20 protein-coding genes, 1 other RNA gene and 2 pseudogenes are annotated in these 25045 nt (G+C 64.8%); 11 read left to right on the top strand and 12 right to left on the bottom strand.

Annotated features, from left to right (window positions below):
* Nucleotides 1-31 precede the first annotated feature (31 nt).
* Both KWO_RS12165 and KWO_RS12170 read right to left on the bottom strand, forming a co-directional pair.
* Nucleotides 32-591: pseudogene (locus KWO_RS12165) on the bottom strand (adenine phosphoribosyltransferase).
* A gap of 94 nt (nt 592-685) precedes the next feature.
* Nucleotides 686-2242 carry a protein adenylyltransferase SelO gene (locus KWO_RS12170; RefSeq protein WP_010382335.1) on the bottom strand — a complete coding sequence of 519 codons (1557 nt, stop codon included), beginning with the start codon at nt 2240-2242 and terminating at the stop codon, nt 686-688.
* 271 nt (nt 2243-2513) lie between these two features.
* On the opposite strand from KWO_RS12170, the gene KWO_RS12175 reads away from it, so the two are divergent.
* Entirely contained in the window at nt 2514-3389 is an 876-nt protein-coding gene (locus tag KWO_RS12175; RefSeq protein ID WP_010382336.1) for an alpha/beta hydrolase, read from the top strand.
* A gap of 210 nt (nt 3390-3599) precedes the next feature.
* Here the strand turns inward: KWO_RS12175 and KWO_RS12180 are convergent, their stop codons facing one another.
* Complete coding sequence (locus KWO_RS12180) at nt 3600-4298, bottom strand: glutathione S-transferase (protein WP_010382340.1); 699 nt, start codon at nt 4296-4298, stop codon at nt 3600-3602.
* 170 nt (nt 4299-4468) lie between these two features.
* The gene (locus KWO_RS12185) at nt 4469-4678 is read right to left on the bottom strand and encodes a cold-shock protein (RefSeq protein WP_009597534.1); all 210 of its coding nucleotides are present in this window, start codon (nt 4676-4678) and stop codon (nt 4469-4471) included.
* 269 nt (nt 4679-4947) lie between these two features.
* On the opposite strand from KWO_RS12185, the gene KWO_RS12190 reads away from it, so the two are divergent.
* The 4 genes and pseudogenes from KWO_RS12190 to KWO_RS12205 all read left to right on the top strand — a co-directional run bounded on the left by KWO_RS12190 (nt 4948) and on the right by KWO_RS12205 (nt 9280).
* On the top strand, nt 4948-5190 hold the full coding sequence (locus KWO_RS12190; RefSeq protein ID WP_010372708.1) for a hypothetical protein: 243 nt from the start codon (nt 4948-4950) through the stop codon (nt 5188-5190).
* A 70-nt stretch (nt 5191-5260) separates the two neighbouring features.
* On the top strand, nt 5261-5809 hold the full coding sequence (locus KWO_RS12195; protein ID WP_017114650.1) for a YaeQ family protein: 549 nt from the start codon (nt 5261-5263) through the stop codon (nt 5807-5809).
* A pseudogene (locus KWO_RS12200) lies at nt 5806-6986 on the top strand (BaiN/RdsA family NAD(P)/FAD-dependent oxidoreductase). Before KWO_RS12195 ends, KWO_RS12200 begins: the two are co-directional and overlap by 4 nt.
* 224 nt (nt 6987-7210) lie before the next feature.
* Nucleotides 7211-9280 carry an EAL domain-containing response regulator gene (locus KWO_RS12205; protein ID WP_010382344.1) on the top strand — a complete coding sequence of 690 codons (2070 nt, stop codon included), beginning with the start codon at nt 7211-7213 and terminating at the stop codon, nt 9278-9280.
* Between the two features lie 52 nt (nt 9281-9332).
* Here the strand turns inward: KWO_RS12205 and htpX are convergent, their stop codons facing one another.
* Complete coding sequence (htpX, locus tag KWO_RS12210) at nt 9333-10211, bottom strand: protease HtpX (protein WP_010372697.1); 879 nt, start codon at nt 10209-10211, stop codon at nt 9333-9335.
* Nucleotides 10212-10308: 97 nt separating this feature from the next.
* On the opposite strand from htpX, the gene gluQRS reads away from it, so the two are divergent.
* From gluQRS to KWO_RS12230, 4 genes are all read left to right on the top strand, one after another.
* The gene (gluQRS, locus tag KWO_RS12215; RefSeq protein WP_017112357.1) at nt 10309-11208 is read left to right on the top strand and encodes a tRNA glutamyl-Q(34) synthetase GluQRS; all 900 of its coding nucleotides are present in this window, start codon (nt 10309-10311) and stop codon (nt 11206-11208) included.
* 90 nt (nt 11209-11298) lie between these two features.
* Nucleotides 11299-12039 carry a beta-ketoacyl-ACP reductase gene (phbB, locus tag KWO_RS12220; protein ID WP_010382354.1) on the top strand — a complete coding sequence of 247 codons (741 nt, stop codon included), beginning with the start codon at nt 11299-11301 and terminating at the stop codon, nt 12037-12039.
* 159 nt (nt 12040-12198) lie between these two features.
* Nucleotides 12199-12774, top strand: a complete 576-nt coding sequence (phaR, locus tag KWO_RS12225; protein WP_017112356.1) for a polyhydroxyalkanoate synthesis repressor PhaR — start codon at nt 12199-12201, stop codon at nt 12772-12774.
* A 61-nt stretch (nt 12775-12835) separates the two neighbouring features.
* Nucleotides 12836-12911: non-coding RNA, sX9 sRNA (locus tag KWO_RS12230), on the top strand.
* Nucleotides 12912-12962: 51 nt separating this feature from the next.
* On the opposite strand, the gene KWO_RS12235 is transcribed toward KWO_RS12230, so the two are convergent.
* From KWO_RS12235 to KWO_RS12260, 6 genes are all read right to left on the bottom strand, one after another.
* Complete coding sequence (locus KWO_RS12235; protein WP_010382356.1) at nt 12963-13937, bottom strand: TraB/GumN family protein; 975 nt, start codon at nt 13935-13937, stop codon at nt 12963-12965.
* Between the two features lie 33 nt (nt 13938-13970).
* A complete protein-coding gene (locus KWO_RS12240) occupies nt 13971-14906 on the bottom strand; it encodes a DUF1684 domain-containing protein (protein WP_017113702.1) in 936 nt (311 codons plus the stop codon).
* Nucleotides 14906-16786: a DNA mismatch repair endonuclease MutL gene (gene mutL / locus KWO_RS12245; protein WP_017112355.1), complete on the bottom strand. Its 1881-nt coding sequence runs from the start codon at nt 16784-16786 to the stop codon at nt 14906-14908. The genes KWO_RS12240 and mutL overlap by 1 nt, the downstream gene beginning before the upstream one ends.
* A gap of 137 nt (nt 16787-16923) precedes the next feature.
* On the bottom strand, nt 16924-18639 hold the full coding sequence (locus tag KWO_RS12250; RefSeq protein WP_026113316.1) for an N-acetylmuramoyl-L-alanine amidase: 1716 nt from the start codon (nt 18637-18639) through the stop codon (nt 16924-16926).
* 70 nt (nt 18640-18709) lie between these two features.
* Entirely contained in the window at nt 18710-19210 is a 501-nt protein-coding gene (gene tsaE / locus KWO_RS12255; RefSeq protein ID WP_017112353.1) for a tRNA (adenosine(37)-N6)-threonylcarbamoyltransferase complex ATPase subunit type 1 TsaE, read from the bottom strand.
* A complete protein-coding gene (locus KWO_RS12260; RefSeq protein WP_010372666.1) occupies nt 19207-20694 on the bottom strand; it encodes a bifunctional ADP-dependent NAD(P)H-hydrate dehydratase/NAD(P)H-hydrate epimerase in 1488 nt (495 codons plus the stop codon). Before KWO_RS12260 ends, tsaE begins: the two co-directional genes overlap by 4 nt.
* A 24-nt stretch (nt 20695-20718) precedes the next feature.
* Here KWO_RS12260 and queG point away from each other — a divergent pair, with 24 nt between their 5' ends.
* Together queG and xseA are read left to right on the top strand one after the other, a co-directional pair.
* Nucleotides 20719-21786, top strand: a complete 1068-nt coding sequence (gene queG / locus KWO_RS12265; protein WP_010382377.1) for a tRNA epoxyqueuosine(34) reductase QueG — start codon at nt 20719-20721, stop codon at nt 21784-21786.
* Nucleotides 21787-21931: 145 nt separating this feature from the next.
* Entirely contained in the window at nt 21932-23269 is a 1338-nt protein-coding gene (gene xseA / locus KWO_RS12270) for an exodeoxyribonuclease VII large subunit (RefSeq protein ID WP_010372660.1), read from the top strand.
* Nucleotides 23270-23563: 294 nt separating this feature from the next.
* On the opposite strand, the gene KWO_RS12275 is transcribed toward xseA, so the two are convergent.
* Nucleotides 23564-24826 (bottom strand): virulence factor, encoded by a 1263-nt coding sequence (locus KWO_RS12275; RefSeq protein ID WP_010382379.1) that lies wholly within the window; start codon nt 24824-24826, stop codon nt 23564-23566.
* Nucleotides 24827-25045: the final 219 nt, after the last annotated feature.

Consider the following 25045-nt stretch of genomic DNA (forward strand, 5'->3'; position numbering starts at 1 on the left):
ACGCATCTAGGGGCGCCGCAGAATGCGCGAATCAGTAAGAAAGCGTCGCCAGCAGCGGCACGTCACGGCCCATTTCTGGCGCCCCTGCAGCGCCTGCAACTCGACCAGCACGGCCGCGCCGACGATCTCCAGTTCAAGCTGCGCCGCCAATCCCAGCGCGGCACGCAGGGTGCCGCCGGTGGCCAGCACGTCATCGACAATCAGCACACGCGCGCCGCGCGGCAACGCGTCTTCGTGCATTTCGATGCGATCGGTGCCGTATTCCAGCGCATATTCCTGGATCAGCGTACGCCCCGGCAGCTTGCCGGGCTTACGTACCGGCACGAAGCCAGTGCGCAGTTCGCGCGCCAGCGCCGCGCCCAGAATGAAACCACGCGCTTCGATGCCGAGCACGGCGTCCAGCGGCGTGGTCCGCCACGGTTGCGCCATTTCGTCCAGCGCCGAGGCGAAATCCGGGCCATCCGACAGCAACGGTGTAATGTCCTTGAAGACGATGCCCGGCTTGGGGAAATCGACGATGTCGCGGATCCGCTCCGACCAGTGGTTGGGTCCGGAAGCGTTGGTGCCGGCGCAGCGGCTGCAGTCAGTCATGGTGGTAGTGGCGTCGTGGCCGGTGGGGTCGGCCCTATTCTAGGCTGCGCACGCCGTTGACGCCGCCGTTACGGCATACCTGCATCTGAGCGCGTCAGGAACTGCAGGACAGCATCGAGCAGCCGGCGCGGTCGCGCGCCCATTCTGGCCGCCGCGCAGCGAATGCATCACGCCCGGGCTGATCGTCATACGGGCGACGCATGACCTCCAGCAACTCCTGCACCCCGGACGGGTCGCCCTGCTCGGCCTGATCGATCGCCTGCTGCGCCAGATAGTTGCGCAGTACGTAGCGCGGATTGGCCAAGCGCATCCGTGCGCGGCGCTCGTGCGGCGACAACGCGTCCTGCTGCAGGCGTGCGGCGTAGCGCTGCAACCATTCCTGCAACTGCGGCGCACCCGCCACGCGCTTGTCTTCGTCGTAGAAAGCATCGCGCAGTTGTGCGGGATCCGGATGCGCGGGCGACAGGTCGATCAGGCCGCGGAAGGTCAACGTCATGTCCATCTCGGCGTCGCGCATCAGTGCGCGCAGCGCATCGATCAGCTCAAGATCCTCGTCACGGCATTCGGCCAACCCCAGCTTGGCCGCAGTGTCGCGCCGGTCGCACGCCAGGTAGGTCGCGCGGAAGCGGTCAAGGCCCTGTTGCAGCGGCGTTTGGTCGGCAAACAACGGGGCGATCGCCTGGGCAAGTCGGCCCAGGTTCCAGTACGCTACTTGCGGCTGGGTGCCGAAGCGATAACGTCGACCCTGCGCGTCGGTGGTGTTGGGCGTCCAGTCCGGGTCGTAGTCGTCGACCCAGCCATACGGACCATAATCGATGGTCAACCCCAGGATCGACATGTTGTCGGTATTCATCACTCCGTGCACGAATCCGACCCGCATCCAGTGCGCCACCATCACCGCGGTGCGTTCGCACACCTGCGCAAACCAGTCGGCGTAACGTGCCTCGCCGGCGCCGGCCAGTTCGGGAAAATCGCGTGCAATGGTGAAATCCACCCATTGCCGAAGCAATGCGCTATCGCCGCGTGCGCTGGGCAACTCAAAGTTACCGAAGCGAATGAACGAAGGCGCCACCCGGCACACGATCGCGCCCGGCTCGCGTTGCGGGCGACCGTCGTAGAACATATCGCGCACCACCGCATCGCCGGTGCCAACCAGACTCAGCGCGCGCGTAGTTGGCACGCCCAGATGATGCATGGCCTCGCTGCACAAAAATTCGCGAATCGATGAGCGCAACACCGCACGCCCATCAGCGCCGCGCGAATAAGGCGTGGGGCCAGCGCCCTTGAGCTGCAATTCGTAGCGCCTGCCATCGATGCCGATCGCCTCGCCTAGCGAGATCGCCCGTCCGTCGCCCAGCTGACCGGCCCAATGCCCGAACTGATGTCCTCCGTAATTGACCGCCCAGGGCTGCATGCCTGGGTACAGCGCGTTGCCGCCGAATACCTGCACGAACTGCGCACTGGCTATTTCGGACGTATCCAGGCCCAGCACATGCGCCATCTCCGCCGAATGCGCAATCAGATACGGGGCGGCGACCGGTGTCGGCAGTACCGACGACCAGGCGGCACGCACCTCGCGCCGGCGTGAACCCTCTTCCGAATCGCCAGGCAGCTGCTGGCGCAAGCAGTTGTCGAAATGCAGTTGTGTCATGCGGGCAAGCCTAGGCCACCAGCGGTGAACCTGGCATGGGTCACGCCGCATCCGGTGCAGCCTGCGCACCGTATCTTCACCCGGCTCACGTGCGCCGAGCGGACTCGTCCTGCACATGCTTGCGACGTGCGATAGCCGCTAATAGCGGCCGGCTGCGGATCAGATACAGGCGATGTTGCCGGGCCGGCGCCGTCTCGGTCCGCGCTTACCTGGCCTGTTGCGTTCGTGCCTGCTACCAAACGCCTTTCCCGCTCACCTGTCGATATTGCCCATGCCCTCGCGCGCCTCCCGCTGGTTCCGTCCTGCCCTCCTGCTGCTCGGTTCGTTGACCATGACGGCGTGCAGCAGCGTCTTCTTTGGCGGTATCAATGCAGCCTCCAGCCGGACGGACATCGTCGAGCATCGCGACCAGGTGTTCGATCCCGCACAAGGCCTGGCACTGGATGTGTACCAGCCGCGCGGCGCAGTCGATGCGCCGGTGGTGGTGTTCTTCTACGGCGGCACCTGGAAGCACGGCTCGCGCGCCAACTATCGCTGGGTCGGCCGCGCGCTGGCGCGCCAGGGCGTGGTGGCAATGGTGGCCGACTACCGAAAGTATCCGCAGGTAGGACTTCACGGCTTTATGTCCGACGCCGCGGGCGCTACCGCGTGGAGCTACCGGCATGCACACGAGTACGGCGGCAACCCCAAACAGCTGGCAGTGATGGGCCACTCGGCCGGCGCGCACATGGCCGCCCTACTCGGCACCGACGCACGCTGGCTGCAGGCGCAGGGCCTCAAACCCCATCAGCTGTGCGGCGTAGTGGGCTTGGCCGGACCTTACGACTTCATGCCGATGACCGACCCGGAATTGGTCGAGATCTTTGGCGACGCCCCGGCCGCGCAACGGCAATCGCAACCGGTGCGCTACGTCGGCGGCGACGAACCACCCATGCCGTTGCTGCACGGCGATGCAGACCGCGTAGTCGATCTACAAAACAGCATCTCGCTGCAGCAGGCGCTGAAACGCGAGGGCGGCAGCGCCGAAATGAAGGTGTACCCCGGCATGGGCCATCTCGGCATCCTCCTGGCGCTGCGTAAACCGCCCGAGCGCTCGCAGGTGCTGAGTGACACGCTGCAATTCGTGCACCAGTGTCGGGCCCGTTGAATCGCACCCCACCCTGACGTAGCTCTCGGTATTGAAGTGACTGCAGCGAACGACTGGTGGGCAGCGATGCCGACGTTGGTGTCGCTGAGTAGCAATTCGGGATTCGGGACTAGCGAATGCATCGCCATTGGAGATGGTAGGTCGTCGCGGTGGGCGGCGGGTGGAAATACATTCCGCCCGTCTTGACCACACCCAAATCCCCTAAGCCGATCACGTTGCTGGCTTGCTTCCCATCAACTCGAACGGGCCACCTTTCTTCAGCGCAGCCTGATAGGCAGGACGTGCTTCGATGCGTTCCAAAAACCCGCGCAGACGCGGATATTTCTCCAGTCCGCCGCCACGCGCGGCCGCCGCCTGCACGGGGAAACTCATCTGAATGTCGGCGGCAGTAAAGCGTTCACCAGCGAACCAGTTGCCGGACTGCAACGACTGCTCCATCCAGTCCAGATGCAATGAAAGCTGCGGCCCAACGAAGCCAGACATCGCCTTGTCCACGATCGCACGCGCGATAGGCCTGGCGAAGAACGGCATCGGCGCACTGCGGATGCGACCGAGGATCAACGTCATCAGCAACGGCGGCATCGCCGAGCCTTCGGCGTAATGCATCCAATAGCGGAACTGCAGACGCTCGGGCGAATCCAGCGGCCGCGGCGACGGCGACAGCGCGCACTCGGTGTCGTAGCGCTCGGTTAAGTACTCCAGGATCGCACCGGATTCGGCCACCACCAGATCGCCATCGACCAGCAAAGGCGATTTACCCAGCGGATGGATCGCACGCAAAGCCGGGGGTGCCAGCATGGTCTTAGGGTCGCGCTCGTGGCGCACGATCTGATACGGCAGCGCCAGTTCTTCCAGCAGCCACAGCACGCGCTGGGAACGGGAGTTGTTGAGATGGTGAACAGTGATCATGTGAGGGCTGCGCGCGGAAAGCGCACATCCTACCGATCCACGCGTCATCGCTGTGCGTAAGTAGCGCCTGGCGGAGGCTTGACCGTCAACGCGCTCATTCTTTCAGGCAATAAAAAACGCCGATCGCTTGCGCGACCAGCGTTTTCGGCAACCTTACGGTTGCAGACGGATTAGACCGCCTGCACCTGGTCAGCCTGCATGCCCTTCTGGCCCTGCACGGCGACGAAGGTGACCTTCTGGCCTTCCTGCAGCGACTTGAAGCCGGTGCCCTGGATGGCACGGAAGTGCACGAACAGGTCCGGGCCGCTTTCCGGGGTGATGAAGCCGAAGCCCTTGGCATCGTTGAACCACTTCACGATACCGCTCTGACGATCTGACATTTTACTAACTCCTGAAACTATAGATGGATAAATCGCAGCATCCGAAAAGCCGGAGCTGAGACTGAGTTGCAGGCGTTGGTAAAGCGGAACGATGAAGCGAGATCTGTAACGATCCGGCTGCACCAGGCCACGATTCACGGTGACCCTTGCAAACACAGTGCGTGCACAGTACTCGTGTTTTCGACAAAAAACGACACCTCGCGTCAAATCTTTTGCAGTCAGGCCGAACCCGACTGTCTGTCAGGGACCTCCCCATCCACAATTGCCCGATGAAAACGCCTCACACCCCCAAAACTGCGCAGATCTGGGTCGATGCCGACGCCTGCCCGTACGTGATCCGCGACATCCTGTTCCGCGCCGCCGCGCGCACCTGCACCGCCGTGACCCTGGAAGAGTTGCGCGGCGCAGGCATCGCCACCGGCGGACCGCCGGCCCTGCATGCGCGCGATCGCCGGGTGTTCTCTGCACAGCTGGATCGCTGGCTCGCCGCGCAACCACGCCCACCGCTGTGAGACGGACGGCATGACGCACGACAAATGAACCGGGCGCGTATCATAGGTGCCCTTTGCAATCGGCATCCTGATGGCCCTTACCGCCACCGTCCGCAGGGCGGAACTTCAGATCAGCGACATGGACCGCGGCTATTACGCCAACCATTCGCTGACCCTGGCCCAGCATCCTTCCGAAACCGACGAGCGCCTGATGGTGCGGCTGCTGGCGTTTGCGCTGTTCGCCGACGACCGGCTGGAATTCGGCCGCGGCCTCAGCAACGAGGACGAGCCCGACCTCTGGCGCCGCGATTACACCGGCGACCCCGACCTGTGGATCGACCTCGGCCAGCCCGACGAAAGCCGCGTGCGCAAGGCCTGCAATCGGTCGCGCGAGGCGGTGGTGATCGGCTACGGCGGCCAGGCCACCGAAACCTGGTGGAAGAAGCATGCCAACGCCATGGGTCGGCACCGCAATCTGCGCGTGATCGAGCTCGACTCGCAAGCCACCGAAGCGCTCGGCGCACTGATCCAGCGCGGCATGCGCTTTGACGTGATCATTCAGGACGGCGAAGTGCAGATGCTGGCCGACCACGGCAGCGTTACCCTGACCCCGATGGTGCGGCAAGCCCCTGCCGAATGAGCATGCGTTGCGACGTGCTGGTGATCGGTGCCGGCGCCGCCGGACTGATGAGCGCCTTCACTGCCGGCCGGCGCGGCCGCCAGGTGCTGGTGATCGACCATGCCAACAAGGTCGGCAAGAAGATCCTGATGTCCGGCGGCGGGCGCTGCAATTTCACCAATACCGGCACCACTCCCGGCAATTTCATTTCGGCCAATCGGCACTTCTGCAAATCCGCGCTGGCACGCTACAGCCCGGCAGATTTCGTAGAGATGGTCGAACGGCATGCCATTGCCTATCACGAGAAAGAGCTGGGCCAGTTGTTCTGCGATATCTCGTCCAAGCAGATCGTACGCATGCTGCTGGACGAATGCGAAGCGGCCGGTGTGCAGATCCGCACCCAGTGCGAGGTGCTGTCGGTGCAGCGTAGCAGCGATGGATTTGACGTACAGACCAGCCAGGGCCGCGTGCAGGCGCAATCGTTGATTGTGGCAACCGGCGGGCTGTCGATCTCGAGCATGGGCGCCAGCGGTTTTGGCTACAGCCTCGCCAAGCAATTTGGCCATGCGCTGCTGCCCACCCGAGCCGGGCTGGTGCCGCTCACGCTGACCGGCAAGCACCAGGAACGTCTGCAGGAGCTCTCCGGGCTGGCCTTGCCGGCGAAGCGCAGTGCAACGGGGTCAGCTTCCGCAACTTCATGCTACTCACCCACCGCGGCGTCAGCGGCCCGGCGATCCTGCAGATCTCCTCGTATTGGCAGCCGGGCGACGACCTGCGGCTGGATTTACTCCCCGGTCACGATGCAGCGGCATGGCTGCGCGAGCAAAAGCAGCAACGCGGCGCTACCGAACTGCGCAATGTGCTGGCAGATGTGCTGCCGAAGCGATTTGCACAACGCTTGTGCGAGCTGTGGCTGCCCGACAAGCCGGTGCGTCAGCTGGATCCGCCGCAGTTGCAGGCGGCTGCCGAGTTGCTCGGCAACTTCCCGCTGGTCGCCAGCGGTACCGAGGGCTACCGGACGGCTGAAGTCACCCTGGGTGGGGTCGATACCAATCAGGTCTCCAGTGCGAGCATGGAATCACGCTTGATGGCAGGCCTGTACTTCGTCGGCGAGGTGCTGGACGTCACCGGCTGGCTGGGCGGTTACAACTTCCAATGGGCATGGGCGTCCGGCCACGCGGCGGGGAGCGTGGCGTAACGCCGATGGCTGGGCGTTGCTGATCGCTCACCGGTGAAGTTGCGGCAATATGCAGACGCGATAGCGGCCTGAACAGCAAGCATTCGAGCACGCTCGACCTTCTCAGCAAGGCATCTTCCACCCGTAAATCTTGCTCTACGTCTCACACTTGATGCGGCATGCTCCACACACGTGGACGCGCAAAACCCCTTCGTGTATTAAAGCCCCTCTCTAGGGAGCAGCGCATGCAAAAAGGCAAAGATCTCACCCTCCGCCTGATGATCGTCGACGACAGTGTGGAGAGTGCCGAGACCATCGTCACCGCGCTGCGTAACGGCGGCATTGCAGTGCGCCCTTGGCGGCCGCAAAACCAGGAGGAACTGGCCAGCATGCTGTCGGGCCAGATCGATCTAGCCATCCTGGGGCAGGCGCAGCAAATCCCTATGAGCGCCCTGCAGACGCAGATCGCCGGCAGCGGCAAGGACATTCCGATCATCTTGCTGGCCGAGCAGATCGAAGAGAACACACTGGTCGAGGCCGCTTCGCACGGCGTGCGTGCCATCGCCTTGCGCCACCGCCCCGCACACCTGCTTGCACTGGTGCGTTCGGAGTGGGACGACCTGCAGGCCCGTCGTGGGCTGCGCCGTATCGAAGCGCAGATGCGCGAGACCGAGCGCCGCTGCGACGCACTCATCGCGTCCTCGCGCGACCCGATTGCCTACGTGCATGAAGGCATGCATATCCGCGCCAATGACGCCTATCTGGAAATGTTCGGCTTCGAATCGTTCGACGATGTCGAAGGTATTTCATTGCTGGACATGATCGCGGCGCAATACGTCGACGAATTCAAGCAGCTGCTCAAGGCGATGTCCAAGGGCGAGCCGCCGCCGGCGCAGTACAAGCTCGACGCGCGCCGCGTGGAAGGCGACACCTTTCCGGCCACGATGGAATTTGCCACCGCCACCTACGAAGGCGAGCCGTGCATCCAGGTGGTGTTCCGGCGCCGCGAGGAGTTCGACCCGGAATTGGCACGCGAAGTCGAAGGCCTGCGTCAACGCGACCAGGTCACCGGACTGCTCAATCGCCCTACTTTCATGGTGGCGCTGGAACAGGCCGTGGCGCAGGCTGGCCGCAGCGAAGGCCAGTCCGGCTTCCTGTTGATCGAGCCGGATCACTACGCCCGCATCCTGCCGGAATTCGGCCTGGATTCGGCCGATGCGCTGATTGCCGCGCTCGCCGCGCACGTAGCCAGCGTGCTGGACGACAGCGTGGTGGCCGCGCGCTTCGGCGAGCATATTTTTGCCCTGTTGATGGACGGCAATTACGCGCGCACGCATGCATTGGCAGAAATCGTGCGCAACGCCTTCGCGCAGCATGTCTTCAGTGTCGGCTCGCGCTCGGCCACGGTGACGGTCAGCATCGGCGGGGTGCAGATCGGCGAAAAGATCGCCAGCATCGCTCAGGTACTCAATCGTGGCACCGAAGCGGTGCGCACTACCGCCGAGCTCGGTGGCAATGCGATCAGCATCTACGACCCGGCCGCGTCCGATCGTGCGGAAGAAGAACGGATCGAACGCTGGGTCGAGCAACTGCGCGAGGCGCTGGTCGGCGACGGCTTCCTGCTGCATTACCAGCCGGTGCTCAATCTTCAGGGCGAGCCGCTGGAGCTGTACCAGGCCTTCCTACGTCTGGAGCGCAATGGCGAAATGATGTCGCCCAACGCCTTCCTGGCGATTGCCGAAGAGCACGACCTGATCACCGAGATCGACCGCTGGGTGGTGGCGCGCGCAATCCGGCAACTGGGCGAGCGACAACGTGCCGGGCACAAAACGCACCTGCTGGTACGCGTCGGGCCGAACTCGTTTTCCGACCCGCAGATGATCGACACCATCCGCGAGCAACTGGCGGTCTACGGCGTGCCCGGTGAGCGGCTGTGGCTGCAGACGCCGGAGTCGAAGGTGTTTACGCATTTGCGTAATGCGCAGCAGTTCCTGGCCGCGGTGTCGGCGATGGGCTGCAAGGTTGGGCTGGAGCAATTTGGGTCGGGCCTGGATTCGTTCCAGCTGCTGGCGCATTTCCAGCCTGCCTTGCTCAAGCTGGATCGCGGCATCACCGGCGACATCGCCTCGGCCCGGGAAAGCCAGGAGAAGATCCGTGAGATCACCTCGCGCGCGCAGCCGGCCGGCATTTTGACAGTGGCTGAATTCGTCGCCGATGCGCAGTCGATGAGCAGCTTCTTCAGCGCCGGCGTGGACTACGTACAGGGCGACTTCGTGGCACCGACCGGGCCGTTGATGAATTACGAGTTCGGCTGAACGCCGGCACCGCTCCGCTAACTCCAACATCGCGCGACGCCAACTCGACAACTTACATCGCAGTGCCGTTGGAAGCACGCAGCGCAGCGATGCGCTCGGTCAGCGGCGGATGGCTCAGGAAAAGGCGGCGCAAGCCTTCACCAACCCCGCCGGCGATACCGAACGCCTGCACCTGCGCGGGCAAGGTGTTCTGACCATGGTTGAGCGACAGCCGCTCCAGCGCAGCGATCATCTTTCTGCGGCCTGCCAGGTGCGCGCCGCCAGCGTCGGCGCGGAATTCGCGGCGGCGCGAGAACCACATCGCAATCATGGTCGCGAACATGCCGAACACCATCTCCAGCGCGAACACGATGATGTAGTACGCAAAGCCGCGGCCGCTATCGCGATTGCCCGACAAAGCGCTGTCGATGATGCCGCCGACCACGCGTGCCAGCACGATGACGAAGGTATTGAGCACGCCCTGTAACAGCGCCATGGTCACCATATCGCCATTCGCAACGTGGGCAATTTCGTGGCCGAGCACCGCCTCGGCTTCATCCTGGTCCATGTTCTGCAACAGGCCGGTGGACACTGCCACCAGGGCATTGTTGCGGTTGGCGCCGGTGGCGAATGCATTGATCTCCGGGCCGTCGTACACCGCCACTTCCGGCATGCCGATGCCGGCAGCCTGGGCTTGACGGCGCACGGTCTCCAGCAACCAGCGCTCGGTCGGCGTACGCGGTTCGGTGATGACCTGCGCGCCGGTGCTGCGCTTGGCCATGAACTTGGATAGCAGCAGGGAAATAAATGAACCGCCGAAACCGAAGATGGCGGCCATCACCAACAGACCACTCATTTGCGCGGGATTGACGCCCAGCACCGACATGATGATGCCGACGAGCATCAGCACCGCGAAGTTAGTCAGCAGGAACAGGAAAATGCGGTTAAACATGGCGCGATGGCTCCACGGATGCGGGGTGAACTGTCGCGGATCTGCGGGTGTGGCAGCTTGAAATCAAGCAAGCACCTGACCGACGATTCAGCTGCCCATGCCATCGCCTTTCTATCTCGGTCGTTTCGCGCCCTCGCCTACCGGCCCCCTGCACTTCGGCTCCCTGCTCGCTGCGTTCGGCAGCTGGTTGCTGGCTCGGCATGCCGGTGGGCAGTGGTGCGTGCGCATCGAAGACATTGACCCGCCGCGCGCCGAACCCGGCGCCTCCGAACGACAGCTGCGCACGCTGGCTGCGTTCGGGCTGCACTCGGATCTTCCCGTGATCCGGCAGTCCGAGCGTGACGCCGCCTACACCGCCGCCATCCACCAACTACTGGAGAGCGGCCAGGCATTCGAGTGCAGCTGCAGCCGCGCGGACCTGGCCGGCATGGGCGGTATCCACCACGCCTGCGTCGCGCCGCTGGGCGAGCGCCGTGCGGTGCGCCTGCGGGTGCCGCCGCAATCGTTGGTCGGCTTCGACGACGCGCTACAAGGCCCGGTGCTGCAGGATGTCTATGCCGATGTGGGCGATGTGGTGCTGCGCCGCGCCGATGGCTACTGGGCTTACCAACTGGCGGTCGTAGTAGACGATGCGGCGCAGGGCATCAGCGATGTCGTGCGCGGCGCCGACCTGCTCGACTCCACTCCGCGCCAGATGGTGCTGCAGCGCGCACTGGGCTTGCCGCAGCCACGCTACCTGCACCTGCCGCTGATGCTGGATGGCGAAGGCCGCAAGCTGTCCAAGTCGCACGACGCACCCGCGCTGGACGATACTGACCCACTCCCGGCCCTGCATGCCGCCTGGGCCGCGCTGGGCCAGCGGCCGGACGCACTGCCGCGGCATGCGGCAGTCGAGACTATGCTGCAGCGGGCCGTGCAGCATTTTTCGCCACAACTGCTGCCGCGCCGACGCCAGCTGGACCGCGATATCTGCGCATCCGAGCGCCAGCGTGACTAGAATTGCGCCCCACCAGCACCGGCATCCAGGCGCGGCCGCGTCGGCACGCTCCTGGATCGCCCTCAGCCTTACTTGTTGATTGGAGTCGTCATGACATCTCGCGTCGCATTGGTCACCGGCGGCACCGGCGGTATCGGTACTGCCATCTGCAAGCGCCTGGCCGACCAGGGCCACCGGGTCGCCAGCAACTTCCGCAATGAAGAAAAGGCACGCGACTGGCAGCAGCGTATGCAGGCGCAGGGCTATGCGTTTGCGTTGTTTCGCGGCGATGTAGCCTCTTCCGAGCATGCGCGCGCCTTGGTGGAAGAAGTCGAAGCCTCGCTAGGGCCGATCGAGGTGCTGGTCAACAACGCCGGCATCACCCGTGACACCACCTTCCACCGCATGACGGCCGAACAGTGGCACGAGGTCATCAACACCAACCTCAATTCCGTCTTCAACGTGACCCGCCCGGTGATCGAGGGCATGCGCAAGCGTGGTTGGGGAAGGGTGATCCAGATCAGCTCGATTAACGGGCTCAAGGGTCAGTACGGCCAAGCCAACTACGCGGCAGCCAAGGCCGGCATGCACGGCTTCACCATTTCGCTGGCGCGCGAAAATGCGGCATTCGGGGTCACCGTCAACACGGTCTCGCCCGGTTATGTGGCCACCGACATGGTGATGGCGGTGCCGGAGGAAGTGCGCGCCAAGATCGTGGCCGACATCCCCACCGGGCGTCTGGGTCGCCCGGAAGAGATCGCCTACGCAGTGGCTTTCCTGGTTGCCGAAGAGGCTGCCTGGATCACCGGCTCCAATCTGGACATCAACGGCGGCCACCACATGGGCTGGTAACGTTTGCTGCAACTTTGCGGTGCAGCATGGATTTACAACAAAATCCATGCTGCGCAACATTTTTAATGTGTCCGCTTAAGCAAATAAGGCGTTTTGGCTGTTGCAAGCGCTGTTGCGGTGCGCCATCCTGCGCGCACTATCAGTGTGGGTGAACGTTCCATGGCCGGACTTCGCATCATCAAGAAGTATCCCAATCGTCGTCTCTACGACACGGAAATCTCCAGCTATATCACCATCGAAGATGTGCGCCAATTGATCATCGATGGCGAAGAATTCGAAGTACGCGACGCCAAGAGTGGCGAAGATCTGAGCCGTGCAGTGCTGCTGCAAATCATTGCCGATCGCGAGCAGGACGGCGAGCCGATGCTCTCCACCCAGCTACTGAGCCAGATCATCCGGTTCTATGGCGACTCGCTGCAGGGCTTCATGGGCAACTACCTGGAGCGCAGCATGCAGGTGTTCCTGGACCAGCAGCAGCAGTTCCGCCAGCAGATGGGCAACCTGCTTGGGCAGACCCCTTGGGCGATGATGAACCAGCTGACCGAGCGCAACCTGGAGTTGTGGCAAGAGTTCCAGCGCAACTTCGGCGCCGGTTTCGGTCGCCCGGGTGGCCCTGGCACGCCGCCGAACCCGCCCGGCGCAAACGGCCTGGGCAGCGGCCCGATGGGGACAGGCACGCACGGCACGCCCGGCAACAATCACGGCACCACCGGCAAGGCCCGCAGTCGCGGCTAGGCGCAACTCACAAAACGACTGCGCCCACCGCCAGGCGGGCGTGGCCGGTGCTCGAATCGGCATGTACCACTACGTACACTGCGGTTCCTCCGCGCTGTCCGTGCCCGCCTGACGACTGCTCGCTACGTTTTGTAGCTGCTCTAAGTCTGAAGCTGCGCCAGGAGCGTCACGCTCCCGGGCGCAGTCGATCAGCGGCCGGCCTGCTTTGCGCAGGCCGCGCAGATCCGCTCCACGTGGTAGCCGCGTGCACGCAGACGCTCCACTACGCCATCATTGCCCAGCAGATGCAGCGCACCGACAACCACCAGCGTGGTTCCGCTGCCTTTGCCGAGCCGCTGTTCCAGACGCGGCATCCAGCGCGCATTGCGCTCGACATTGATGTCCTGATACAGCGCCGGGTACTGGCGGCGCATGTCCTCGGCCATTTGCATGGATAGCGTATGCACGTCGCCATTACGCCAGGCTGCATGCAGCTGGCGCAGTTGGTCGCTGGCATCGGCCTCGTCCAGCGATTCTTCCAGCAACTGATGCTGCTCGGTCGGCGACATGCCATCGAGCAACGCGATCTGTTCGGCGGCGCGCTCCAGGCCATCGGCCGGTTTGCCGCGTGCCTGCGCCTGTTGCATCAGGTAATGGTCCAGCCCCGCGTTCGGGTCCATGCCTTGCCGGGTCATCTCGGCCAGGCTGATCGTCAGCGCCACGAACCAGGGCTTAAGCCGCTGCAAGCTCTCGAGCGGCATCCCATACTTACGCGCGTAGGCACTCAGCGACTGCCAGGTCTTCGCATCCAGTGTGTCCTGCAGCGTGCGCCCATCGGTGCGCCGCGCGGCCTGCAACATGCGACTGGCCAGTTCGGGCGATTGCGCAGCGTCAGGGGGCAACTCGAATAGCAGCCGGTCGGCCTTGCCGAAAGCCTGCATCACATCCGGCGACAGCGGGTAGTCGCTGGGCTTGAGCACGTGGAACGAGCCCAGCAGATACACGGTGCCGCCCTTGCCATCAACCTTCCACAGCAGCGGCACCGGCGGGCCGACTGGTGTGTCGCTTGCGCCGCGCGCCCACCCCGGCACGAGCGCCCCGCTCCACAAGGTCAGACCGAGCAGCGCGCCGCTGCACCAGGCGGCAACACGTTGGCGCGTCGACGTTGTCGGTTGCGCTGTCATCGTGCTCCTCCGCACATATCAACGTCGCGCATGTCAGTGCGGCACCTTGTAGGCCTTCTCGCCTGCAGACACCGCCAGATCGATGCGGTTTTCCGGCGGCGGCAACGGGCAGGTGGCGAACGGGGTAAATGCGCATGGCGGGCTGTAGGCGCGATTGAAGTCGACCACAACCTTGCCGGAGGCATCGGACACGTCCAGATCCAGAAAACGTCCGGCCGGATAGCTGCCGTGCCCGCTGGTGCGATCGGCGAAAACCACAAACATTGGCCGCCCCGGCTCGCCAATGGTTTCCAATCGATACGTCTTGCCGTCGCGCTCGAACTCGATCGCACCCGCATTTGGCTGCTCACTGCTGATGCCGACGATATCTACGATCGGGATGGTCTTGCCGACAGCATTGGGCACGTAGCGCGCGCTGATGCGCCAGGACGAATCCAGCGGCCAGTAGTCCAGACCAGCGAAGTGCATGCGCGACGCTGCGTCGGCATGCTTGACCCGCAGCGCATAGCGGTCGCCACGATGGATCAGGCTCAACAGACCTTTGCCATCATCGAAATGGATGAGTGTGGGCTGCGGATCACGGTCGGACTGGAAGCGGATCCGGCCGGTCAGTGGCTTGCCGTCGACGGTTAGTGCGGCGCCTCGCTCGGGCACGAACCAGACCGCGTTGTTCTCGGTGGACACCATGCCCATCTTCGGCGGGCCCACCGCCAGTTTGATGCCGCTGTCGGTGCTGCTGCCGATGTAATGCGCCTTCAGCGACAGCCAGTGCAGGCCGACCAGGCTGGTCCAGCCATCGGGCGCGCGTAGTTCCTTGAGGCGCTCTTCGCGCCAGACGGCGGTGTCGGCCAGAAATATCTTGTCGAGTGCGACTGGCGCGGCCGGCGGTGGCGCATCGCGCCCGCACCCTACCAACACTGCCGTCACCAGCATGCCGAGCAGCCAGCCTTTCCCCCTGTGCACTGCCATCAACGCCCCCTGAGAAACCAACGATCAATATCGCTCAGCGTAAACCGCGCCCAGGTCGGTCGGCCATGGTTGCATTGGCCCGAGCGTTCGGTGGCTTCCATATCGCGCAGCAGCGCGTTCATTTCCGGCACGGTGAGGCGGCGGTTGGCGCGCACTGCGCCGTGGCAGGCCATGGTGGAGAGCAGTTCGTCGCGTGCGCTGGCGATGCGCCGGCTTTGACCATGCTCGCGCAGATCGCCCAACACATCGCGCAGCAGCGCCTCCGGTTCCGCACTCGCCAGTAACGCGGGAATGCTGCGCACGTGCAGCGACTGCGGGCCGGCGCGGGTGATCTCAAACCCGAGCGTGGCAAGCGTGTCGGCTTCGCGCTCGGCGGTGTCGGCTTCGCGCTCGCCCACCGCCAGCGTCATCGGCACCAGCAACGGCTGCGCGTGCAGACCAATGCTGTCGTGGGCATTTTTAAGCCGCTCATAGCCGATGCGCTCGTGCGCCGCATGCATGTCGACCACGATCAGGCCCTCGGCGTTTTCGGCCAGGATGTAGATGCCATGCAACTGCGCGATGGCATATCCGAGCGGCGGCACTCCGCTGTCTTCTGCGGTTGCCGGCAAGCCGGTGCCGGCCATGCTCTGCATGCCTGCCGATTGCTGGGCGCTGCTCGGCGGCGGCGGCGCGTACAACGCGCTGTAGGCGGCGCGCGCCTCGTCCACACGCAAGCCCAGCGGCGTCTGCGAAGGCGTCCAGTTCGTGTATTTGTAGCCGCTACCGCTGCTACAGGGTGCGGTCCCATGGCTTGGAAGACCGCCGCTCGCGATATTGCCCGTTCCGCCGGCAGTAGCACCCGTGTAGCCGGCACCATCGCTGCCGATGCTGTTCGGCGTCGCGCCGGCGCGGGTGTGCGCCAGCGCATCCTGCAAAGTGCGATAGACGAAATCGTGGATCAGCCGCGCTTCGCGAAACCGCACTTCGTGCTTGGCCGGATGCACGTTGACGTCCACGCGCGCCGGGTCCAGTTCCAGAAACAGCACATAGGCCGGCTGACGTCCGTGGAACAGCACGTCGCCGTAAGCCATCTTCACCGCATGCGCCACGCTGCGGTCGCGCACCGAACGGCCGTTGACGTAGAGGTATTGCTGGTCGGTACTGGCGCGCGAGTAATGTGGTTGCGCGACCCAACCATGCAGGCGCAGACCGCTGCCACTGTGGTCCACACGCAAGGCCTGGCGCGCAAAATCTTCGCCCAGCGTTTCGCCCAGCCGCGCATCCGAATACAGATCGCCCGGCTTGTAACGACGCGACGGCTTGCCATTGTGCGAGACGCGCAATTCCACATTCGGTCGCGCCAGCGCCAACGAGCGCAGCCACTCTTCAATGTGCCCGAGTTCGGTGCGTTCGGCACGCAGGAACTTGCGCCGTGCCGGCACGTTGAAGAACAACTCGCGGACTTCGACCGTGGTGCCCGGCGCATGTGCACGTGGCACCACTTCGCCCAGGCGGCCGCCGTCGATTTCCAGCGCGAATCCGTGTTCGGCATCGTGCCGGCGCGAGGTCAAAGTGAAGCGGCTGACCGAGGCGATCGACGGCAAGGCTTCGCCGCGGAAGCCGAGCGTGGCAACGGTTTCCAGATCGTCCAGCGAGGCGATCTTGCTGGTGGCATGCCGCGACACCGCTAGCGGCAGTTCGTCCGGGGTGATGCCGCCGCCGTTGTCGCGGATACGGATCAGCCGCACGCCGCCTTCTTCGAGCTCGATATCCACGCGCGTGGCGCCGGCGTCGAGTGCATTTTCGACCAGTTCCTTGACCACCGAGGCGGGCCGCTCGACGACTTCGCCGGCGGCAATCTGGTTGACCAGAATCTCGGGCAACTGACGAATCGCCATCAACGCGCGCCCCCCTGCTGGAAGCGCAAAACGCAGTGCATCGCGGGTGTAACAGAAAAGGCAGACGTCGGCACGGCAATCCTGCGGCGCGCGGGCGCCGTCATCAGGGAATCAGTGCGTAATGATAGCCGAGCGGGTCAGCGGCTGCCGCCGGCCACGGTGCCGACGGCATCGGCTTCGGCCTGCGCACGCGCGGCGAACAAGGTCCCCGGCGGTGGCTGGCGGGTGAAGAAGGTGTCGATGCCATCCAGCACGGCTGCGGCGATCTTGCGCTGGTAAGCTGGGTCGATCAGGCGACGCTCTTCATCCGGATTGGAGATGAAGGCGGTTTCCACCAGCATCGCCGGCATGTCGGAGGTGCGCAGCACCGCAAAATTGGCGCGTTCCAACTGCGGCTTGTGATTGTTGCCGATGCGCTTGAGCCCACCCAGCACATGGCCGGCGGCGTCTTCGGAGGCTTTCATGTGACCGCTCTGAGCCAGGTCGAGCAGTACGTTGGCCAGCGTGCTTTCGGTCTGCTGCAAGCGCACGCCACCGACCAGATCGGCGGCGTTTTCCTTATCCGCCAGCCAGCGCGCGCGTTGCGACGAGGCACCCTTGGTCGACAATACATACACCGAGGAGCCGGTGGCGCTACGGTTTTCAGCAGCGTCGGCATGGATGGAGATAAAGATGTCGGCCTTGGCGGCGCGGGCTTTCTGCGCGCGCATCGGCAACGGGATGAAGACATCGGTATCGCGGGTCAGGTATGCCTTCATGCCGGGCGTGGCGTTGATCTGGCGCGCCAGTTCACGACCCACCGCCAGAGTGACGTCTTTTTCGCGCTTGCCGGTGGGACCCATGGCACCCGGATCCTGGCCGCCGTGGCCGGGATCGATCGCGACGATCAGCGGACGCATGCCCGGTGCCATCTTGATCCGCGAGGCTTCGCTGGGCAGCACTGGACGTGGCGGAAGGTCGTTGTCGTCATTCGCAGCGGCCACGGCGCTTGTTGACCCGCCGCTGGGGGTGCCTGCTGCGCTGCCGCCACCTGACATCGCACCCATCGGTGCGCTGCCGCCGTTCAAGATGGCAGCTGCGGATGCGCTACTGCCGGCCGCCACTGCGCCAGCCGGTGCATTGGCAGTGGTCACGGTGGCACGGTTAGGCGTGCTGCCGGCGACCCGAGTCGGCGCTGCGTTATTGGTAGTGGTGCCGGGCCGCGGCGTCGGCACACCAGAGGCAACGGTGGTCGGCACCGGCGCCTGGGTGACGGTCGGCATCGCCGATGCCGGCACGTACGGTGCAGGCGGCGGAGGTTGTGGTTGGGGCGGCGGCACTGAGGAAGCGCGCTGCGCAGAAGCAGCCAGCGCAGCGGTTGCGCGCGCGGCCTCGGTTTGTGCATTGAGCGAACGCGGCCCCGGGGCGGTAGTTGGCGGTGCCGCAGCAGCGACCACGGAAGCTGCAGGCGGAGTTGGATCGCCCGGCCACTCGATCACCAATGTCGAGCCGCCACCCATGGTCTGCATCTGCGGCTTCAGCGGTGTCACCGGCGTTGCCAGCTCGAAGACCACCCGGAATGTCCCCGGTACCGGCTGGCCAGTACGTACCGAGGTCACCAGCCCGGCGGCAGCCGGCAGCTTGAGGCCACGCGCGCCGGAGGAATCGGGAAAATCGACCACCAAGCGATTCGGGTTCGCCAGCGACAAGGTCTTGAAGCCACCGCTGCCGGCGAGCTGAATTTCGGCGCGGGTTCCGGTGGCGCCGGTACTCACGCCCACACCTTTAATTTCGCCGGCCCACGCAGCAAAAACCGCCAGGCTCAGGCTGGCGGTCAGGGCGGAAACACAGAACTGGCGGATCCCCGGTGTCATGGCGCTGGATTCAATCATCCAACTGTGCGAATTGCAAGGTGATTTCCCTTAATAATCCACAACCTGGCGTTCATTCTTCTCGTGCGGCGGCAAATAGGGCCTGCAACTGGGGTTGCTGCGACAGACGCTCCAGCCAGCCGTGCCCGACCGGGCTGCGACCCAGCAACCGAGCGCTGCGGCCTTCGCCGTCAACGGCCAGTTCCACGTCCAGATCGACCGGCGGCAGCACGCCAGTGCCGCGCTCCGGCCATTCGACCAGCCACAGGCTCGCACTGCCCTCGTCGAGCCCGAGAAAATCCAGTTCTCCTGCATGGCCGATGCGATACAGATCCAGATGCCAGGCTTCATCGCCGGCACTTAGCGGGTAGCGTTCGACCAGGGTGTACGTTGGGCTGCGAATCGGCCCAGTGACGCCGAGTGCGCGCAGCAGCGCGCGTGCGAGGGTGGATTTGCCGGCGCCCAGGTCACCATGCAACTGCACCATGGCGCTGGCGGGCCGCACCGCGGCCAGAGCCTGGCCCAGGGTTTCGGTGGCCTGCGCGTCGTGCAGGTGTCCGTTGAGGTCGATCATGCGATGGCTCCAGCGTTGGCGAGGCGGCGCAGCTCGGGAAGCAGGTCGGTGGGCAATAAGCCGCGCTCGCCGGCGCGTGCCGCTGCATCGCCGGCGCAGGCATGCAGCAAGGCGCCAAGGCTGGCGGCGTCGAATGGCGACCAGCCCTGCCCCAACAATGCCGCGATCACGCCGGTCAACAGATCACCCATGCCTCCGACCGCCATGCCCGGATTGCCTGCGTCGATGATGCGCGGCACTGCGTCTGGGGCGGCGACCACCGTGCCGGCGCCTTTGAGCACCACCACCGCGTGATAGCGCTTTGCCAATGCAGCCGCAGCGGCCGGACGATCGCGCTGAATCTGCGCGGTCGAGAGACCCAGCAAACGACCGGCTTCGCCCGGGTGCGGGGTCAGGATGCGCGGGCCGCGCGCCGGCACCGCGTTGCTAGCCAGTAGATTCAAGCCATCGGCGTCGATCACCACAGCCGTGTCGGCACCCAGCCCAGCATGCCACAACGCCTGCGCCCAGGCGTCCTGCCCTAGCCCGGGTCCGAGTGCGACCGCATCGGCGGCCTGAGCGAGCGCGGCGATGTCGTCATCGGCCTGCACTGCGCGCACCATCGCTTCGGGACAGCGCGCCAGCAGCGGGGTCACATGCTCGGCGCGCGTTGCGACCTGCACCAAGCCGGCGCCGCTGCGCAGCGTCGCCTCGGCGGTCAGCATGATGGCGCCACCGCTGCCGAGATTGCCGCCCACGCACAGCACCCGCCCGGATTCGCCCTTGTGCGTGTTGCGACGACGCGGGCGCAACTGCGCGGCCAGTGCATCGCTATTCCAACTGTGCGCGGCTGGCGTCAGTCCATCGAATGCAGACGGCGGCACCTCTAGCGACGCGACTGCGCGCTCGCCAGCGTGTTCCAGCGCGTCACCGGTGTAGAGCCCGAGATGCGGCACGATGAACTGCAAGGTCAGCGCGGCATTTACTGCGGCGCCGAAAGCCACCCCATGATCGGCATCGATGCCGCTGGGCACATCCAGCGCGAATACCGGCATGCCGGCCGCGTTGATGGCGTCGATCAACGCAGTGGTCGCGTCGTCCGGTGCGCGATTCAGGCCGATACCAAACAGCGCATCGACAATCACATCGGCCTGCGCCAGCGGATACGGAAACAATTCGATCGCGCCACCGACCGCCAGGTAGTCAGTGCAGGCACGCTGCGCCAGCTCCGAGCCGGGGCCGTGCTCGGGCAGATGCACCACACGCACCTGACGCCCTGCGCGGTGCGCTAGGCGCGCCAGCACATAGCCATCGCCACCGTTGTTGCCGGTGCCGCACACCACTACGATGCGGCGCGCCTGCGGCCAGCGTTCAAACAACCACTGCCAGGCCGCCTGCCCGGCGCGCTGCATCAAGATGTAGCCGTCGCCACCGAGCAGCGTGGTGGCCTGCGCATCGAGAATGCGCGCGGCGGCGGTGTCGTAAAGATCGAGGGGTGCGTACATGCCGGGAATTCTATACTTGTCGTCATGTCTGCCGTCCTCGCCCGCCCCGACCCTGCCGATGCCGCTGCGCGCATTCGCGTGCTTGCGCGCGAAGCCGGCTTTCAACGTTGCGGCATTACCGGCATTGAGCTGGGCGAAGATGAAGTGCATCTGCGTAGTTGGCTGGAAGAAGGCCTGTACGGGACCATGCATTGGATGGCCCAGCACGGCGACAAGCGCTCGCGCCCGCAGGAGCTGGTACCCGGCACTTTGCGCGTGTTGTCGGTGGGCATGGATTACGGCCGCAAGGACGACACCGAGGCCTGGAACACCTTGCACGACGGCAACCGCGCCTATGTGGCGCGCTATGCGCTGGGGCGCGATTACCACAAGCTGATGCGCAACCGGCTGCAGAAACTGGCCGAGCGCATCCAGGGCGAGATCGGCGCATTCGGCTTCCGCGTGTTCGTCGATTCCGCGCCGGTGCTGGAGCGCGCACTGGCACGCAATGCCGGTTTGGGCTGGATCGGCAAACACACCTGCCTGATCGATCGCAACGGTGGCTCGTGGTTTTTTCTAGGTGAGATCTACCTCGACCTGCCGCTGCCGATCGACACTCCCGCAACCGCGCATTGCGGCACCTGCACGCGTTGCATCGACATCTGCCCCACCCAAGCCATCATCGCGCCGTACCGGCTGGATGCGCGCCGCTGCATTGCGTACCTCACCATCGAACACGATGGCGCAATTCCTGAAGACATGCGTAAGCCCATCGGCAACCGCATCTTCGGCTGCGACGATTGCCAGCTGATCTGCCCCTGGAACAAGTTCGCCAAGCGCACCGACGAGGCCGACTTTCGCGCCCGCAATGACCTGGACGTTGCCACGCTGCCACAGTTATTCGCCTGGGACGCAGACAAATTCCTGCGACGCACCGAAGGCAGCCCGATCCGCCGCAGCGGACACGAACGCTGGCTGCGCAATATCGCCGTCGGCCTGGGCAATGCGCCCGGCACGCCGGAGGTACTGGCCGCACTGGAAGCGCGCCGGCACGACGACTCGGCGTTGGTGAGCGAACATGTTGGCTGGGCGTTGGCGCAACACGGTCTGTGAGCTAATGGGCATTCGCTAGCATGTCTCGCTCCTAAGGCACCTGCGGCCCCTACATGCACGCGCTGGTCATCGATACAGTCACCGATTGCATTGGCTTGCGTCAGCCAATCTCCCACGATCTCCGCCACTACGGGATAATGTGGCGATGGCCGACCGCAACGAACAGATCCTCACTCCCAGCCAGCTCAACTCGCTGGCGCGCGACCTGCTGGAAGGCAGCTTCCCGCTGGTCTGGGTAGAAGCCGAACTGAGCAGCGTCACCCGGCCCTCGTCGGGGCATCTGTATTTCACGCTCAAGGACGCGCGGGCACAGATCCGTTGTGCGATGTTCAAGCCCAAGAGCACCTGGCTGAAATTCCAGCCGCGCGAAGGCCTACGCGTGGTCGCGCGCGGGCGCCTCACCCTGTACGAAGCACGCGGCGACTACCAACTGGTGCTCGACCATATGGAAGAAGCCGGCGAAGGCGCCTTGCGGCGCGCCTTCGACGAACTGCGTGCACGCCTTGCGGCCGAAGGCTTGCTCGATGCCGAGCGCAAGCAGGCACTACCGGCGCATGTGCAGCGTCTTGCGGTGATCACCTCGCCCAGCGGCGCCGCGGTGCGCGATGTGCTCAGCGTGCTGGCGCGGCGCTTTCCGCTGCTGGAAGTGGACCTACTGCCCTCGCTGGTGCAAGGCGACAGCGCCGCCGCACAGATCACCTCGCTGCTGCAACGCGCCGATGCGTCCGGGCGCTATGACGTGATCCTGATCACCCGGGGCGGCGGCTCGCTGGAAGATTTGTGGGCCTTCAATGACGAACGCCTGGCACGCGCGATTGCCGCTGCGCAGACGCCGGTGGTGTCTGCAGTCGGCCACGAGACCGACTTTAGCCTCAGCGATTTCGTGGCAGATGTGCGTGCCCCCACACCTTCGGTAGCGGCCGAATTGCTGGTGCCCGATCAACGCGAGCTGGTCGCGCGTGTGCGACGTGCGCAGGCGCGCATAGCCCAACTGCAGCAGCACGCTCTGGGTAGTGCCATGCAACGCGCCGACCGGCTTGCGCTGCGCTTGCGTGCGCATAGCCCGCAGGCGCGCCTGCAACTGCTTCATCGCCGCCAGGAAGAAGCTGGTCGCCAGCTGCGTGCGCGCATGACGCAAGTGCTTGAGCGCTTGCAGGCGCGTGTGCAGCGCGGGCAAGCGCAGCTGCAATCACACAACCCGCAACGTCATCTGGCCGGCTTGCAGCAACGCCTGCGGGCGTTGCATCCCCAGGCGGCCATGCAACGGCGCCTGCAGCACGATCAAGTGCAGCTGCGCAGCATTACGCGCTCGCTGGAAGCGGTCAGCCCGCTGGCAACGGTTGCGCGCGGCTACGCCATCATGACCCGCCCTGCCGATGGCAGCGTGGTGCGCAGCGCCGCCGAGGTGGTGGCAGGCGAGCGCCTGCGTGCGCAGCTGGCCGATGGAAGTATTGAAGTGCGGGTGGAGCGTGGCGAGCGCTGACAGCAAGCCACGCGCGACATCATGGCTACTCTGCAGCAATGCCGGCGCTCAGCGCTGCCATGAACTTTTCGAAGGCGCCTTTCCAGTGAGTGCCGCGCGGGTCGGCGCGGTGCCAGAGAGCACGTTGGAACACGCTACGGGTCGGGTGAATCCGGGATTTCGCTGACGTAAGACCGCTAGCCGTGCCTAAAGTCGAGCACCTTTGCATGGTGGAAGGTGCTCGGCGCCTATTGTCGTTTGTCGATCAACCGCTCCAGAAAACGTGATGCAACGCTTTGCTGGTTCCACGCGGCGTTAGGAGCGACTTGCTGTTTCCGCGCTCGGCGTCTGCGCTGCATGCTGCCAGCCCTCCATCAGCAGATTGGCCAGCACCACCGGATCGTGGTCGAAGTGATGCCCACCCGGGCGTGCCAGCACCTGCACGCCGCGTGCGCGCAGTTCCGGGCACAGCGTGTCTTTTTCTTCGTCGCCGTAGATGCATTGCAGGCGGTGCGCGTCCAGCGACTGAATGGCCGGCTCCACATCGCGCTCGGCATCGTTATGCCAGCCCAGCCAGCCACCAACGCGCACCTTGAAGTCAGCTTCGTGGCCGAGGCCAAGCAGGCTGACGAATTGCACCGAGGCGCGTTGCTGCGGCGAAAGTTCCGGATACGCGAACGGCAACACATCGGCGCCGAACGAATAGCCAACCAAGGCGACGTGCTGGATGTGCCAACGCTCGCGATAGCTGGCGATCACCCGGTCCAGATCCGCGCCGACTTGCTGCGGCGTGCGGCTGCCCCAGAAGTAGCGCAGGCTGTTCCAGCCCACCACCGACACGCCCTGCTGCTGCAGCTGCGCGGCAATGCCTTTATCCAGTTCGCGCCAGCCGCCATCGCCGGAGAGCATCACCACCAGACGGTCGCTGCCGGGCGCGTGCAGTTCTACGAGCGGCAAATCGCCCAGGCCTTGCGACTGCGCAGCCAGGAAGTGGCCGCGTGTGGCCGCGGCGATCTGCATCGGGCTGGAGTCGTCGGCCAGATCGTCCAGGAAACCCTCACTGGCATTGGGCATATCACGCGAGCACGCCAGGCCTGGATCCTTGGTACCAGCATCAGCGACCACCGCGCCGCCCAGCACGTCGGGCGCAGCCGAGGCCACTGCCTGGCGCGCCAGAACTGCGCCGTCGCCTTGCCCCACCAACACTGGCGGCATGAACGCATCGACATGCTCGGCGCGCAACAATTTCTTGCCCAGTCGCTCCGCATCGTCGGCCAGCGAACTACAGGCGACTTGGTGCGAGCGCGCGCGTTCGCGGTACTTGGCGGTATCGACCACCGCGACCAGCGCACCATCGTTGCTCAGCGTGTCGGCCAGCCGCTGACTTTCCTCGGGATGGCCGCTGTCGGGCAGCAAGATCACCATTGCCTTGGGCGTGCCTTCCGGGCGAATAACTTCGACCGAACCGTAATGCCCGGCGGTATTACTGTCCTGCAAATGCCGCGCCACGGCGTAGCCGCTGCCGCCAATCAGCAAAATCGCTATGACCCAACGAAACATCTTGATCCCCATGCCCATCACGGCGTCCCCTCATGCGGTGGCAATTTGACCACAGCAGACACGGCCGGTTTCGTCGTGATGCGCCCGCTGTTCGTCCCCGTTAAGACAGCTGAACAAAGTATATCGGGCGTAACGGCGTTGCTAGCGATCCATAGTCTGCAAGTGTGCTCTACAACGCGCATGAAACGGCAGGACTACCGCATCACAAACTCCTCGGTCTTGGTCGGTCATTCAGCA

This window comes from Xanthomonas vasicola pv. musacearum NCPPB 4379, from assembly GCF_000277895.2.
Classification (GTDB): domain Bacteria; phylum Pseudomonadota; class Gammaproteobacteria; order Xanthomonadales; family Xanthomonadaceae; genus Xanthomonas; species Xanthomonas vasicola.

What these genes read in the sequence shown, in the direction of transcription:
- KWO_RS12170 (WP_010382335.1), bottom strand. Translation starts at nt 2,242, where the DNA reads ATGACACAACTGCATTTCGACAACTGCTTGCGCCAGCAGCTGCCTGGC.
- KWO_RS12175 (WP_010382336.1), top strand. Translation starts at nt 2,514, where the DNA reads ATGCCCTCGCGCGCCTCCCGCTGGTTCCGTCCTGCCCTCCTGCTGCTC.
- KWO_RS12180 (WP_010382340.1), bottom strand. Translation starts at nt 4,298, where the DNA reads ATGATCACTGTTCACCATCTCAACAACTCCCGTTCCCAGCGCGTGCTG.
- KWO_RS12185 (WP_009597534.1), bottom strand. Translation starts at nt 4,678, where the DNA reads ATGTCAGATCGTCAGAGCGGTATCGTGAAGTGGTTCAACGATGCCAAG.
- KWO_RS12190 (WP_010372708.1), top strand. Translation starts at nt 4,948, where the DNA reads ATGAAAACGCCTCACACCCCCAAAACTGCGCAGATCTGGGTCGATGCC.
- KWO_RS12195 (WP_017114650.1), top strand. Translation starts at nt 5,261, where the DNA reads ATGGCCCTTACCGCCACCGTCCGCAGGGCGGAACTTCAGATCAGCGAC.
- KWO_RS12205 (WP_010382344.1), top strand. Translation starts at nt 7,211, where the DNA reads ATGCAAAAAGGCAAAGATCTCACCCTCCGCCTGATGATCGTCGACGAC.
- htpX (WP_010372697.1), bottom strand. Translation starts at nt 10,211, where the DNA reads ATGTTTAACCGCATTTTCCTGTTCCTGCTGACTAACTTCGCGGTGCTG.
- gluQRS (WP_017112357.1), top strand. Translation starts at nt 10,309, where the DNA reads ATGCCATCGCCTTTCTATCTCGGTCGTTTCGCGCCCTCGCCTACCGGC.
- phbB (WP_010382354.1), top strand. Translation starts at nt 11,299, where the DNA reads ATGACATCTCGCGTCGCATTGGTCACCGGCGGCACCGGCGGTATCGGT.
- phaR (WP_017112356.1), top strand. Translation starts at nt 12,199, where the DNA reads ATGGCCGGACTTCGCATCATCAAGAAGTATCCCAATCGTCGTCTCTAC.
- KWO_RS12235 (WP_010382356.1), bottom strand. Translation starts at nt 13,937, where the DNA reads ATGACAGCGCAACCGACAACGTCGACGCGCCAACGTGTTGCCGCCTGG.
- KWO_RS12240 (WP_017113702.1), bottom strand. Translation starts at nt 14,906, where the DNA reads ATGGCAGTGCACAGGGGGAAAGGCTGGCTGCTCGGCATGCTGGTGACG.
- mutL (WP_017112355.1), bottom strand. Translation starts at nt 16,786, where the DNA reads ATGGCGATTCGTCAGTTGCCCGAGATTCTGGTCAACCAGATTGCCGCC.
- KWO_RS12250 (WP_026113316.1), bottom strand. Translation starts at nt 18,639, where the DNA reads ATGACACCGGGGATCCGCCAGTTCTGTGTTTCCGCCCTGACCGCCAGC.
- tsaE (WP_017112353.1), bottom strand. Translation starts at nt 19,210, where the DNA reads ATGATCGACCTCAACGGACACCTGCACGACGCGCAGGCCACCGAAACC.
- KWO_RS12260 (WP_010372666.1), bottom strand. Translation starts at nt 20,694, where the DNA reads ATGTACGCACCCCTCGATCTTTACGACACCGCCGCCGCGCGCATTCTC.
- queG (WP_010382377.1), top strand. Translation starts at nt 20,719, where the DNA reads ATGTCTGCCGTCCTCGCCCGCCCCGACCCTGCCGATGCCGCTGCGCGC.
- xseA (WP_010372660.1), top strand. Translation starts at nt 21,932, where the DNA reads ATGGCCGACCGCAACGAACAGATCCTCACTCCCAGCCAGCTCAACTCG.
- KWO_RS12275 (WP_010382379.1), bottom strand. Translation starts at nt 24,826, where the DNA reads ATGGGCATGGGGATCAAGATGTTTCGTTGGGTCATAGCGATTTTGCTG.